Source organism: Bacillus chungangensis, from assembly GCF_030812995.1.
Lineage (GTDB): Bacteria > Bacillota > Bacilli > Bacillales > Bacillaceae_C > Bacillus_CF > Bacillus_CF chungangensis.
Genome location: NZ_JAUSTT010000006.1, coordinates 163,880 through 177,653, shown reverse-complemented (window position 1 = coordinate 177,653; position 13,774 = coordinate 163,880). Strand labels below are relative to the sequence as shown.

10 protein-coding genes are annotated in these 13,774 nt (G+C 37.4%); 5 read left to right on the top strand and 5 right to left on the bottom strand.

All coding sequences use genetic code 11. From position 1 onward, the window contains the following. The first annotated feature begins 592 nt into the window (after positions 1-592). Entirely contained in the window at positions 593-1,597 is a 1,005-nt protein-coding gene (locus tag J2S08_RS06800) for a stalk domain-containing protein (protein WP_307227928.1), read from the top strand. Positions 1,598-1,942: 345 nt separating this feature from the next. Next, positions 1,943-2,149, top strand: coding sequence for a zinc ribbon domain-containing protein (locus tag J2S08_RS06795; RefSeq protein ID WP_307227926.1), 207 nt, complete (start codon positions 1,943-1,945; stop codon positions 2,147-2,149). 380 nt (positions 2,150-2,529) lie between these two features. On the opposite strand, the gene J2S08_RS06790 is transcribed toward J2S08_RS06795, so the two are convergent. From J2S08_RS06790 to J2S08_RS06780, 3 genes are all read right to left on the bottom strand, one after another. Then, positions 2,530-3,066, bottom strand: coding sequence for a GNAT family N-acetyltransferase (locus tag J2S08_RS06790; RefSeq protein WP_307227924.1), 537 nt, complete (start codon positions 3,064-3,066; stop codon positions 2,530-2,532). 512 nt (positions 3,067-3,578) lie between these two features. Further along, positions 3,579-4,751 (bottom strand): multidrug efflux MFS transporter NorA, encoded by a 1,173-nt coding sequence (gene norA / locus J2S08_RS06785; protein WP_307227921.1) that lies wholly within the window; start codon positions 4,749-4,751, stop codon positions 3,579-3,581. A 625-nt stretch (positions 4,752-5,376) separates the two neighbouring features. After that, positions 5,377-5,649 carry a CD3324 family protein gene (locus J2S08_RS06780; protein ID WP_307227920.1) on the bottom strand — a complete coding sequence of 91 codons (273 nt, stop codon included), beginning with the start codon at positions 5,647-5,649 and terminating at the stop codon, positions 5,377-5,379. A gap of 550 nt (positions 5,650-6,199) precedes the next feature. Between J2S08_RS06780 and J2S08_RS06775 the strand changes: the two genes are divergently transcribed. Both J2S08_RS06775 and J2S08_RS06770 read left to right on the top strand, forming a co-directional pair. After that, positions 6,200-6,766, top strand: a complete 567-nt coding sequence (locus tag J2S08_RS06775; protein WP_307227918.1) for a TetR/AcrR family transcriptional regulator — start codon at positions 6,200-6,202, stop codon at positions 6,764-6,766. 87 nt (positions 6,767-6,853) lie between these two features. Continuing rightward, entirely contained in the window at positions 6,854-10,054 is a 3,201-nt protein-coding gene (locus J2S08_RS06770; RefSeq protein ID WP_307227916.1) for a bifunctional cytochrome P450/NADPH--P450 reductase, read from the top strand. 397 nt (positions 10,055-10,451) lie between these two features. Here the strand turns inward: J2S08_RS06770 and fosM are convergent, their stop codons facing one another. Together fosM and J2S08_RS06760 are read right to left on the bottom strand one after the other, a co-directional pair. Further along, positions 10,452-10,874 (bottom strand): FosM family fosfomycin resistance protein, encoded by a 423-nt coding sequence (gene fosM / locus J2S08_RS06765; protein WP_307227914.1) that lies wholly within the window; start codon positions 10,872-10,874, stop codon positions 10,452-10,454. Between the two features lie 167 nt (positions 10,875-11,041). Continuing rightward, the gene (locus J2S08_RS06760) at positions 11,042-11,458 is read right to left on the bottom strand and encodes an NUDIX hydrolase (protein ID WP_307227912.1); all 417 of its coding nucleotides are present in this window, start codon (positions 11,456-11,458) and stop codon (positions 11,042-11,044) included. A 1,591-nt stretch (positions 11,459-13,049) separates the two neighbouring features. On the opposite strand from J2S08_RS06760, the gene J2S08_RS06755 reads away from it, so the two are divergent. Next, positions 13,050-13,736 (top strand): hypothetical protein, encoded by a 687-nt coding sequence (locus tag J2S08_RS06755; RefSeq protein WP_307227910.1) that lies wholly within the window; start codon positions 13,050-13,052, stop codon positions 13,734-13,736. Positions 13,737-13,774: the final 38 nt, after the last annotated feature.

Here is a 13,774-nt window from a genome sequence, read left to right as displayed (position 1 = left end):
TGAGAGAAAATCCCCACTCATGGAAGTTTCACTTTATTTCGAAAACTTGAAGCAATGTAAAATTTCAACCTATTCATTCTCCCTTCCATCTTTTTCTTACATTTTATCATACGTAAAGAAGATTATTAGATCAGCATGTCCCATTCGCTAGACAATGAGTGTCACAGGATGAAAAATTCCAGTCTCTGTAGGCTCAGATTTTTTTCTAAAAACGAGTGTTATCACATCTTTATCCCACATATAACTGGCAGTAAAACCCCCACCTTAAGAGTGAGAGAAATCGAAGCAGTCTAGGTGGGTGATAACGGCCAGTAAATGTCCGATTGGTTCGGGCCTACAGAACGTAGGTCACAAAGGCGTTGCAACAGGACGTTGCGATCTTAGCCTTTGTTCTACTTCTTGTCCAGTGGGGGATGAGAGAAAACCCCCACTGATGGAAGTTTCACTTTATTTTACGCAAGAGGGACTGACATCTTAATTAAATCTTAAAAAATTTTTTATCATACACATTAAATGGAAAATTATGATACGATAAAAACACGAAATGAGTGATGCATGAACATTGGCAAATGAAAATAGAAAGGTTGGTTTGATGAAAAAAGTATGGATGATTGGATTAAGTATTTTTTTGACAATCATTGCATGGAACGTCCCATCTGCAGATGCATCTAAAGCGGAACCTTTAAAGATTGAAGTGAACGATGCAGTCGTACCTACTCCCGTTGGGGTACATATCGTTCAAGGTGAGGTAATGATCCCGATTCGCTGGGCTGCAGAACAACTTGGTGTCCAATCGATAAAATGGGACTCTGATACGAGAACAGTCTTGATGAAAACAGATGAAAGCATTGATCAATATATGAAACTATCTTCGTATATTAATGGTCTTACATTGCGCTCAGAAGAGAAGGAGGCAGAAAGACTCCCACTAACGGAAAGTGCAAAAAAAATCGTGTTGCCAACTTTGCCTAATCGGGTTTTAACACTGAACTTAGAGGGGCAGGATCGATCATCCGGAACAAAAAAACCGATTACATTTTCTGTGAATGATGATCCTTATGCAGTCAATGATTTTGAAATGTATGATGATCGTATTTATGTGCTTGCAGACTGGCTTCAGCAATTATTTAAGGCGGAAGTGACGTATGATCAGCAAAATCATAAACTTTCTATTCGATCTTTTAATCGTGAAGAAATTGAAACCTGTCTTCATATGATCGAGGAAGCGCTCATCTCTTCGACACCAGAAGATACGGTGAAACTATGGGGAAGAGGAGAGCAAACGAGAAGTGGAGCATTACAGTATGCGGCGCTTTCTCCTGAGCTGAAGAAAGCGGCGATGGAGCAAAATCAGTCTAGTTGGGTAACTGGTATGTCTAGTCCATGGATTGGACAGATTACGATAGCAAAGGAAATAAAACATAGTGATCAGGCAGTCGAATATACGATCACGTATCCTGAAATAACTTCAGCTGGTTCAACAATCGGTTCCGAAACTTTTCTAGTAGAAAAGCTGTTTATAAATGGGAAAGAAGGTTGGTATATTACTAGGCATCTCTCAGGTAGTTCCTATTCCATTCTTTCTGATATTTTTTAAAAAGTATTTTTAGTTCCTCTGTAGAAAGAGATTGAAATCTCACAGCGAAGTTAACTATTTAGCTTCGCTGCTCCTGTTTTAAAAAGTCAGGCTAAAAAGAGGCAGTTGTTTTGAACAATGTTCTATATGCTCTGCCAACCTATACAAATCATAACAATACCCTTTCTCCGAGTTTCATTAGAATACAAAATATCCAGCACAAAAAATACTCTTTATGCCAGAGATGTCTCGTTTTTAGATTGAGATTTCTAATTATTTACTAAAGGTTAAAATAATTTTTCTCTTTTGAAACAAAATAGCTAATAAATCGTATAAAGTGATAAAGAGAAAGGAGCATAAGCTATTATGAGTGAAAGAGGCTGCATCAAATGTGGAAGTAGAAATGCTGCAAAAAAAGAAGTAGCAATGACTGGAACAGGTTTGTCCAAAATGTTTGATATACAACATAATCAATTTCTTGTTGTTTATTGTAAAAATTGTGGTTATTCTGAGTTTTATCATAAACAATCTTCAACTGCTTCTAACGTACTGGACTTTTTCTTTGGCGGATAAAACATTTTAATGGATCTTAAGTATATTTGGCACTACTCCTACTACATGTCAACGTGTTTAAAAAACACTTTATTATTCTGTTTGTGCATGGAAAGAGGAATACAAATATGAAGCTCGTATTCCTCTTTGTGATGTATATCACATACTAATAACCTTAAGTAAAAAAAGTGAAAAGGAATCATATGTAAACAATGTTAGTTAATGAAGTATAGCTAGAAAAGTCGGTTCATCATACTTTCAATGTTAAACTAAAGAGAAGAGATAACAACTGTATTTAAAGCACCTTTTTACTTCATTATTGGAAATAAGAAACCCAAAGGCACCATCATCATCATATTTAAAAATATACCTTTCATTTCATTGCCCCATATGGGGAAGTATTATAGTAGCATATTTTTATAGTCACTTTTAAGTATTGCCATAATAATTTCATCCGAGTACGTATCATTATAATATAAAGATTGACGTAGGACTCCTTCTTTTACAAATCCAACCTTCTCATACGCTCTAATTCCACGTAAATTATGGCTAAACACTTCTAATTGTAAACGATTTAATTTTAGTTGTTCAAAAACAAAACGTAAAACTATTTTGATAGCTTCAGTTCCGTATCCTTTTCCAGTTAATGCAATGGACTTCATTGATATTCTAAATCCTGCTTTTCTGTCTTCCTCATTAATATCGAAAATCGATAGTTCCCCAATCGTTTCGTCAGTATCTTTTAAACAGATGGCGAAATCATAGCGACTCGGATCGTTATCTATATTATTTATATGTGTCTTAATTTGCTCCAATGTAAATTTAGGCTTGGTTCCAGTCATATAACGTATTTCTTTATCCAATGTATTTTCTAACATAATGGGTGCATCTAAATCGCAAAGAGGTCTTAAATAAATTCTCTCACTCTCTAATTTCATTTTAACTTTCTCCTTCATGATGATAGTATTCATATGTATAAATATTCTTAACCTTAATCGAATGGGAATTTTATTTCACTACATCTTTTTTATAAACGGTTAAACTGTCTTAAAAACGGTGTTTTAAGACAGTTCAACTTTGTTTTAAAGCAACAGGTAAGTATACAGACTCTCTCCTTTAATCATATAAAATCTTCTCCAAATCGTTATTTTATGTAATACTTAAAAAATGAATCCTACTTCGATATTACATAAAACTATTATGCTATGCTATACCTAAAACAATTAATAATTGTTTTATACATAACAAAATGCACCACCAAATATTTTCTCAATTTATGCTGTTATTATTACTTTTCATTCTACTTTTAAAGATCACGAATTGTGTAAAGATGTTCTAATCAAAAAAATATTTTTCACTAACCTTTACTTTAAGTACATATCATATATACACTTACCTGAGATAAACCTATTGGAATTTTTCTCTAAGTTAAATATAAAACTCATTACTATTAGTTCGCCTTCAACGGCTCTTTCCAAAACATCGCCATTGCTAAGCCAATAACAATAACAACCGCACTGAAATAATATGGATAGTTAATATCAATATCAAACAGGATACCACCTAAGATTGGACCGAATACGTTGGCTAGTGAGGTGAAAAAAGAGTTCATGCCACCAACGAAGCCTTGCTCGTTGCCGGCGATGCGTGATAAATATGTTGTCACGGCTGGACGAATGAGGTCAAAGCCCATGAATACCGTAAATGTCACCGCCATAATTGTCCAGTAGGAGCTCACTAATGTCATCGCGAACACTAAAATAGCAGAGAGTACTAATGCCCAACGAATTAAATTGATTTCGCCCATATGTTTCATTAATGGTTCAAATAGCACGATCTGACAAATAGCACCTATAATTGCACCACCTGTAATCGCAATGGCAATATCCGACGGAGTAAATGCGAATTTATGATCAACGTATAAGCTGAAGAACGACTCAAACGCTGCTAAACCGAAGGATGATACGAAAATCACCACAAAGGCAATTAAGAACATTGGCATAAATACCTTCTTCAAGCCGTTCTTCCCCGCTATCGGTGATTTGTCTGCCGTTTCCTCCTGCTGACGCTCTGGCTCACGAAGTAAAATAATCGATGAAATCGCAGCGATAAATCCAAGCACCGCCGCCGAATAGAATGGGACACGCGTGCCGATTTCCGCTAAGAAACCACCGATGCCAGGCCCGATAATCAAGCCGGTGCTAATTGCTGCAGACATATAGCCCAGCATCTTTGGACGTTTTTCCATAGTCGTAATATCGGCAATAAATGCCGTCACAGCAGGCATGATAAACGCCCCACTAACACCACCTAAAATACGTGATGAAAATAATACCTCAATCGTTTTCCCCATTCCGAATAATAATTCCGAGAAACCGAAAATAAATAAACCTAGCACGATCATAATTTTACGCCCAAATTTATCGGCGGCTTTTCCCGAGAATGGCGAAATAATTAATTGTGTTAACGCAAATGCTGCTGTTAAATAACCGACAACTGTGCCACTGATGTCTAACTCATTCATAATCGTTGGTAATACTGGTATGACCAAGCCGATTCCTAAAAAGGCAATAAATAAGTTCATCAGTAAGATGGTCAGTGTCATTCCTTGTTTCTTACCCATTTGTACAACTCCTTATATACTAAATTGCTTCACTTAGGGTAAACCCTATAGTAACTATACACTTGATCGCTCACTTGACTTTATCCCACATCTAACTGGCAGTAAGACCCTCACCTCGGGGAGTAAGAGGAATCAGAAGCGTTAGGTGGGGGGGAAACTGAAAGTCAAATGTCCGATTCTTATCAGTGGGGGATAACAGAAAATCCCTACTGATGGAAGTTTCACTTTATTATAGTTGGTTTCTTGGAGAAATGAAAAAAGGCAGGATAATAGACACTGAGTACTAATTGGATTAAAACATCTATAAAAACTCAGCTTTCTTCATATTAATCAATATTTTTCAAAATAATCATGTGTAGTTTCCAGAAAATTGAATTTCCTTTTCAAAAGGAGATGATTGATATGTATAATCAACAGACTTCTTCTGACAGTTCATTATTTGACGTATTTGTTGGTTTAGAATAAAGTTTGATTAAAAATCACTCTAAACTCTTGATATTACAGCATATAAAAAGCTGTCGTTTTAAATAAAGATAGATCAAAACGATAGCTTGCTTTTGCTTTTATAAAAAAGTTTGATTATTTTGATGCTCCTTACCCGTTAGTGTAATTAAATACTCAAGCACTAGTACTTTTTATGTGAATAAACAATTTTTTTAATGGTTTCGGTTGAGAGGTAATATTCCTCAGCCAGTTGCTGGATACTGCTGCCGCTGATAAATGACGCTTTGATAGCGGCATTACGACGATCAAGTAGCCGTCTTCCGCCACTTGTAGTTCCCCATTTCTGATAATTGGTTTCCTGCTTAGGAATGTAAAGGGTTTCCCCTTGAACATATTTTTGAATTTCCAATATTAGCTTTTCAGGTAAAACTTTGGTTGCATTTATATACTTCAATTTTGCCCGCTCCTTATTTTGATATTAAATAAATAAGGTGCAAAGCCAAAATATTAGAAAAGCTTGTTCAGCGATAAAACTACATGTTTCGCCCCATGCAAAGTATCGCCTTTCCAATAATAGGCTTTGCATGAGTGGAAGAAGTTGTTCCGGATAATCTTAAGTGATTCTTCATCTGTAAGCACCTCCTTTTAATTTCTATTCATAATGAAATCTGTTATATTGAATGAACTGTTTTAGCTTAGATGTTCTTTCTATAGACGAACATAAAAAGATCAGACAAAACACAAAACAAATTCTATTTAAGCATGAAAAGGTAATTTAAACAATGTTATTTCTTCATTCAATTCCCTCAATATACAAAGTGAAATCTCTCGATTTCTCTTGTTTTCTTAGATTTTCATAGTCGTTTGATTTTATCGTCTATCTTTTTTTCGATGAAACTATATCATAAGGGTATTTATGGAATATATTTAACCCTTGAATTTTGGGAATCATTAGTATAATATACAGGGGAATGAAAGTTCATTCCGCATGAAGGGTGAGTTTGATGGCTACTAATAAGAGAGAAGATATTTTGCTGGCAGCTTTAAAACTATTTACAGAACGCGGCTTTGATGCGACAACCGTACCCATGATAGCGGACACTGCGAAAGTAGGGGCCGGAACCATCTATCGATATTTCGAAAATAAAGAGGTTCTGTTAAATTCATTGTTTCAGGAATGTGTAGAGCGATTTTTCCAAACGATTACACAAGGTTTTCCAGAATCCGAATCAGTACGCCAGCAATTTCATCACATTTTTTTTCAAACAATCCACTTTGCAAAAGGGAACAGGGAAGCGTTTTCGTTCATTGACTCGCACTTAAATCCTCGATTACTGGACGAAAAAAGCCTAAAATTGTTCGAAGCATGTATGGATTTTATTCGTCATTTTTTAGTTCAAGGACAGCAGCAAGGCATTATTTCCTCATTGCCGCCTAACGCGTTGATTTCTATTTTCTATGGCGCGCTTGTAAAACTATTTGAAACAATTAGATCAGGAGTGTTGGAGGAAACAGACGAACTTCTTGCAGACGTGGAGGAATGTTGTTGGAATGCGATCAGAGTCCATTGACTCGATCGTTTTTAAAGCACAATAGGAATGAACGTTCATTCCTAGATAAAATAGGAAATAATGATAACAAAGAGGAGGAGAAGGAGAATGACTATTGCAATTCCACAGCCTAAAACGTATGGCCCGCTTGGAAACATACCCCACATAAATACGGAAAAACCTGTCCAATCGTTTATTAAACTCGCAAATGAATTAGGTGATATTTTCCGCATGAAATTGCCTTTTGGAGATTTGTTGATTGTTTCGGGATATGAATTGGTAAAAGAGCTTAGCGACTCATCACGTTTTGACAAAGTCGTTGATAAAACAATATTAGAAAAGGTCCGAGCCTTTTTAGGGGATGGCTTGTTCACGTCCGAAACAGAAGAGATGAATTGGAGGAAAGCCCACAATATTTTACTCCCGAGCTTTAGCCGAACGGCGATGCGTGGATATTTTGATATGATGTTGGATTTGGCGATGCAGCTTATTCAAAAGTGGTCGCGTCTGAATCCTGATGAATGTGTAGACGTGCCGGAAGACATGACGCGGCTGGCATTAGATACGATTGGGTTATGCGGTTTCAATTATCGATTTAATAGTTTTTACCGCGAAGATTCACATCCATTCGTCGCCAGTATGGTTCGAGCTTTGAGTGAAGCAATGAGCCAAGCCCAGCGGATTGGAATTCAAGATATCATTATGGTTAAGTCTCGGCGCCAGTTTAAAGAAGATATAGAATTTATGTTTTCAATGGTAGATAAAATTATCGCTGACCGCAAGGCCCATGATCATCAGGAGGGGTCTGACTTGTTAGCCCATATGTTGAAAGGAAAAGACCCGGAGACGGGAGAAGCGTTGGATGTTGCAAATATTCGTTATCAGATCATTACGTTTCTGATTGCCGGACACGAGACAACGAGTGGATTACTATCTTTTGCACTGTATTTTCTTTTGAACAACCGCGATAAGCTTCAAAAGGGGTATGAGGAAGTGGATCGTGTTCTAACGGATTCGGTTCCATCTTATGCTCAGGTCAAAAACTTGAAATATATTCGGATGATTCTTGATGAGGCGCTGCGTCTGTGGCCTACTGCGCCGGCTTTCAATTTACAAGTGAAAGAGGATACCACGGTAGCAGGGAAATACGCATTGAAAAAAGGGGAACGAATCGTAGTGTTGATTCCACAGTTGCATCGAGATGTGTCTGCGTGGGGAGAGGATGCTGAAGAATTCAAGCCGGAAAGATTTGAAAATCCGAGTCTAATCCCCCATGATGCTTATAAACCATTTGGAATCGGTCAACGAGCATGTATTGGCCAGCAGTTTGCTCTTCAAGAGGCAACACTGATGTTGGGACTGATTCTGAAAAATTTTGAAATCATTGATCATACGAATTATAAACTGAAAATAATGGAAACGCTTACGTTAAAGCCAGATGGATTCACCATGCAAATCCGTCCTCGCAATATGCAGAAAGGCTATTTCTTCACGTCAGGAAACGGGAGGAAAACGCAAACAGAGGAGAACAAAGCGGTTGAGCGAGACGCATTGAATCTGGTGGAACGTCATGATACCCCTTTGCTGGTGCTTTACGGATCCGATCTTGGAACGGCGGAAGGGATTGCTCGCGAGCTGGCAGATACAGCACGTTTCCAAGGCTTCCGAAGCAAGGTAGCGCCACTGAATGATTATGCAGGCAACTTGCCTGCAGAGGGCGTTATTTATATTGTCACGGCGTCCTATAATGGCACACCGCCAAATAATGCACGCGCTTTCGTTCAGTGGCTGCATGAAATAAAGCCAGGTGAATTAGAAGGTATTCGTTATTGTGTCTTTGGCTGCGGCGATCGCAACTGGGCCAGTACGTATCAGAGTGTTCCAAAATGGATTGATGAGCAGTTGACAGCCAAAGGAGCCCAGAGATTATTTACGCTTGGCGAGGGGGATGTCAGCGGTGATTTCGAGACAGAGGTGGAGACCTGGCAGGAGCAGCTATGGCCTACGGTCATGGACGCATTAGGACTGAGCCTCAGTGAGAAGACAACATCAAAAAGCCCTGCTCTGTCCATGCACTATGTCAGTAGTGCGAGCGAAACGCCACTTGCCGAAACGTACGATGCTCTTTATGCCAAGGTGCTTGACAACCGCGAGCTTCAACAAGAAGGGAGCGGGCGCAGTACGCGCCATATAGAAGTGAAACTTCCGGAAGGCATATCGTATCGAGAGGGGGATCATTTAGGGGTTTTTCCTCTAAATCGGAAGGAGCTCGTTGAACGTGTCTTGAAACGATTTGAATTGAATAGCAACGACCAAGTCATTTTAAAAGCGTCTCGCCTGAGTACAGCCCATCTGCCGCTGGATCGTCCCGTAAAGCTATACGATCTGCTGAGCCGCAGCGTGGAATTGCAGGGGGTCGCAACTCGAGCACAGATACGGGAGCTTGCAGCATTGACCGAATGCCCTCCCCATCAGCAGGAGCTTACAGCTTTGCTGGAGGAAACAGCATACAAGTTGAATATCCTTCAGAAACGAATTTCGATGCTTGATTTGTTAGAAAAATACGAGGCCTGCGAACTATCATTCGAACGCTTTTTGGAGCTTTTACCGCCTCTTAAAGTTCGATACTATTCGATTTCTAGTTCTCCACGATTACAGCCGAAACAGGTGAGCGTTACAGTTAGCGTGGTGCGCGCACCTGCATGGAGCGGCCTAAATGAATACAGGGGAGTTGCTTCCAACTATCTTGCTGACATACAACCGGGAGATTCCATCGTGATGTTTATTCGTACGCCAGAGTCTGGTTTCCAGCTTCCTGAAGATCCGGGAACTCCAATTATTATGGTAGGACCGGGAGTGGGGATCGCGCCGTTCCGCGGGTTTCTCCAGGCACGCCGGGAACTTAAGCGTGAAGGCGTTCAACTTGGCACCGCACACCTCTATTTCGGCTGCCGCAACGAAGCGGATGATATCTACCGTGCGGAACTAGAACAGTTTCAACAAGAGGGGATTGCAACCGTATACAAAGCGTACTCACGAAAAGGTCACTCGAAGACTTATGTTCAACATCTGATGCATCAACAGGAGCAAGAATTAATTCGAATCCTGGACAAGGGGGGACGATTCTATGTGTGTGGAGACGGAAGTAAGATGGCTCCAGATGTAGAGGCAACCTTGCAAAGATCTTATCAAGCTGTTTATGGTGTTAGTGAAGCAGAAGCCAAAACATGGCTGGATCGTCTCGAGGTCGAAGGACGATACGTCAAAGATGTTTGGGCAGGGGGAAAGCTTGTTTCTATGGATGAATAATTTGCAAGTGATTGAATTGTTGACTTACCATAATATTATATATTGAAGGGCGCTTTTTAAAGCGACCTTTAAGATATGAAGTTCGTATTGCTATCTACAGATAAATATCACTATCACTTTTTTAAGTGAAAGTAGTTTTTCTTTCAACAAAATAGGCGCCATCACAATGACTAAGAGAACGATTCCCACTCGACAAAGTTCATCATCTGTTAATTTTTGAAGACCAGGCAAAGCCCTCTTCGATTACGGAAGCTCTGAGAAACCTAGCCTACATATTCAACAATCGTAGAATAGTCTAGGCTATAGAAGAAATGTAGCTGAAAGTATGCTCTGTATCTAGGAGCTATAAGTCGGTAGGACTTCAACTAGCTAGCAAGAAGATCTCGTGTTGGCCGAATTAATCATAGAAAGTCATATGCATTTTGTCTTGTTTATAATAATGCAAACGATCTTGCAGTGTACCGGTATGAAACTCAAATTTATGGCCATCTGGATCGGTAAAATAAATTGATTTTTTATCGCGTTCATCACGAGGACGTCCTGATAAAATGTGCACATCTAACGCCTTTAATGTATGATACACTTCATCAAAATGCTCCCCTTCAATGGTAAAAGCAATATGCGTGTAAGATTGATGTATCTCATTTCTAGGAATGTCTTTTTCTACGTTTAAGGCAATCCAAAGGCCGTTAAGATCAAAATATGCCGTCTTATTTCCTTTCACTAGCAGTTTTGCACCAAAAACTTGCTGATAAAATGATATTGATTTATCTAAATCGGACACTGAAAAAAGCAAATGGTTTATTCCGTTTATTTTCAACCGTTATCACGCCTTTTTGATGAGAGCATAACATAAACGTTTTGTACTGTCAAAATTATATGAGGAGTAGGAAAACATAAAAATATGATTCTATTCAATATAAAACCGCCCTGTAGAAAAGGCGGTTTTATATTGAACTATTGGTCCATCCTTAATAAGGAAAGTATTTAATCAGTTAGAAATATACTTTTGCTCATCTTCACTTGTTCAATCATATGCCCAATATTACCTTCACCTGCAAATAGGGTCATATCAAAAAAATCTTGATTTAAATCAGACCAATATAATTCATTTTCATCCCCTGAAATGGCGACATTACACTTCAATTTGCCGACATAAACTTCAACATAGCAATGCTGCATATAGTATTTAAAATCCATTAGATGATACAAAGTAACATTTTCTCTTGAAATGTTTGTTTCTTCAAATAGTTCTCTGTAAGCAGCTTCAATCCCAGTTTCTCCACTTTCGATTTTTCCGCCAACCAGATTGCTTAATCCTTTATAAGGGTTCTTTAATCGTTTGCACATTAGCAACCGATCCATATCTTTACTGTATATCATCAGAACATTATACCCTTGCATGATCATCTGATCTCCTTATTCTTCATTTGGTTATACAATATTCGACAATGTTATCAAATTATCCTGTCTTTTCGTTTATGTCGAATCAATAGATAGAGTAACAGTTTCCTATTATAAGGAACAATTTTTTAGAAAAGGAGCCTTCGATAAAATATAATAATTGCAAAAAGCCTAACGAGTTATAAAAGCGCTTATTAAATACAATTTATTTTTTCGCTAAGTTTAAATATTTTGATTTCTAGAATAAAAATAAAGGAACCTCGTCTCGAGGAGGTTCCTTTATTTATGAAGCTAAAGTCCCTGTCAGCACAACTTATTTCATTGGATTAATAATACCATAGCAAACAAGATCTTCAAAAGAGTCGTTTTTATAAACATAATCTTTTAGAGTACCTTTGTTTTTTCTGTTTTACTATAAATCATTATTTTCACCCCATTAAAAATAAATAAATTTTCCTTTACAGTTTATAACAATTATTCGTTATTTCTCTAAATCTTCTCGAATCCGTAATAGACATAATAAACACTTCCAAAAGCTTATTTCAATTAATATATCATAGAAAGATAGGATATTTTTGGTAAAACGTATATCAATTAAATGAAACCACAAGCATTTACATGTTTTTCTTGTACTTTAAGTCGCTCTAATATTACGTAGAGAGATGTATTCTACGTTCCCAAAAGAAGAGTAAGATAAGCAACTGCGTAAACAGGAAGTGCAATCGAAGTGATTATATATATTATCATTTCACTTTTAGAAAGTTTTCTTTCCCACCTAGCTAGTTTGAGTTGCCTACGATAAACAAAGCAAGAAATAAATATTAACAAAAAGGATAAATCCTTTATGTTTTCTAAAAAAATAATCAAATTAATCAGCCCTTTAGGATTTTTTTGGTAGTTTCTTAGTGACCATACAACAAAATGGAGTCCCATATTTGCTTTTATTCTTAATAAAGGTAATCCTTTATATGTTATTATTGGTAATATAATTTATAATAGGGTCAATTTTATAATTGCTATCTGTATGAAGAAAAAAACTGAAGCACCAAGTAAAAAACGTTTCGAATGAGTTCGTAATACAAAATATGTAAGTATCCTGATTGTTAAAAGAAGTTAAAACGAAAATTAGCGATCTTGCAAATGGTATTTATTTCACCGGCCAAAAATTACTAACATTTTGAAGGAAGCTAGCAGTAATTTGGTATTGAACTTCTATGCTTCAATACTTTTTACTGCATACTTGCATGATCTCCTGATCAAGAAAAGTTTATGATCATTAGTGTTTTTGTCTTATATATTTCTCTCCATTCATTTACTACTGAAGTTTTAATCAAACTCCATTTTTATCACTTTTATCTTCTATTTTTCAATTGTTAATAAGCTGCTGGTTAGAACTTCTCCCGTGTCATCGCCAAGTATTGTAAACGGACTTGCGATAAGAATTTTAACGATCGATCATGTTGCCCTTATTCAATAAACTGATTTGTATCCGAATCTAAAGAATGATGGTGATTCAGCCTTTTGTCTAATGTTATCTACTTTCGACTTTTTTAAAATGAAAGAAATAACATCATTACGAGGAGTGATGAATATGATCATCAAAGAATTAAGATTAAAGACAAAACGGCTGGAAGCTTTAAAAGAGTTTTATGGTGAATTATTAGGTTTTTCATGCAAGGAAATAGGAGATAAGCAGCTTATGATACCAATTGGTGAGAGCAAGCTTATCTTTGAACAAACTTTAGCTTATGGAGATCCTTACTATCATGTGGCAATCAATATTCCCCAAAATCAGTTCCAAGAAGCGAAGAAATGGATAAAACAATATGTTTCATTACAAGTGGAAGATGGAGAAGACGAAGTTTTTTTTCAGGAATTACAAGCTCATTCTCTTTATTTTTTAGATCCAGCTGGGAACATCATGGAATTTATCGCACGCCACGATTTGCAAAATGATCGTTTTGCTGCTTATACCGCTGAAGCTTGTCTAGGAATAAGTGAAATCGGCATCCCGACTGAACATGTTGTTGACACCGCAGAGGAGCTAGTTCGTCATGGGATACCGGTTATAAATAATGAAGAAATAGTGGATAAACAGTTGAACTTTATGGGGAAAAACGGGGTTTATTTGATTGTAGCGCCCCTAAGAAGACGCTGGATTTTTTCCGATCTTATATCAAAACCGTTTCCTCTTCAAGTGATCGTTGATGATAAGTTCGAAATAGCATTGGATGATAACGGACGTATTAGCATAGAGACTGTATTTGAGAAAAGTTAGAGCATATGTAAGCCTTGTTACATGAGTATTGCCAGGTG

Bases quoted from the DNA above. Each gene is read 5' to 3' on its own strand.
- J2S08_RS06790 (WP_307227924.1), bottom strand. From the start codon at position 3,066: ATGAAATTAGAGAGTGAGAGAATTTATTTAAGACCTCTTTGCGATTTA.
- J2S08_RS06755 (WP_307227910.1), top strand. From the start codon at position 13,050: ATGATCATCAAAGAATTAAGATTAAAGACAAAACGGCTGGAAGCTTTA.
- J2S08_RS06775 (WP_307227918.1), top strand. From the start codon at position 6,200: ATGGCTACTAATAAGAGAGAAGATATTTTGCTGGCAGCTTTAAAACTA.
- J2S08_RS06760 (WP_307227912.1), bottom strand. From the start codon at position 11,458: ATGCAAGGGTATAATGTTCTGATGATATACAGTAAAGATATGGATCGG.
- J2S08_RS06795 (WP_307227926.1), top strand. From the start codon at position 1,943: ATGAGTGAAAGAGGCTGCATCAAATGTGGAAGTAGAAATGCTGCAAAA.
- norA (WP_307227921.1), bottom strand. From the start codon at position 4,751: ATGGGTAAGAAACAAGGAATGACACTGACCATCTTACTGATGAACTTA.
- J2S08_RS06800 (WP_307227928.1), top strand. From the start codon at position 593: ATGAAAAAAGTATGGATGATTGGATTAAGTATTTTTTTGACAATCATT.
- J2S08_RS06770 (WP_307227916.1), top strand. From the start codon at position 6,854: ATGACTATTGCAATTCCACAGCCTAAAACGTATGGCCCGCTTGGAAAC.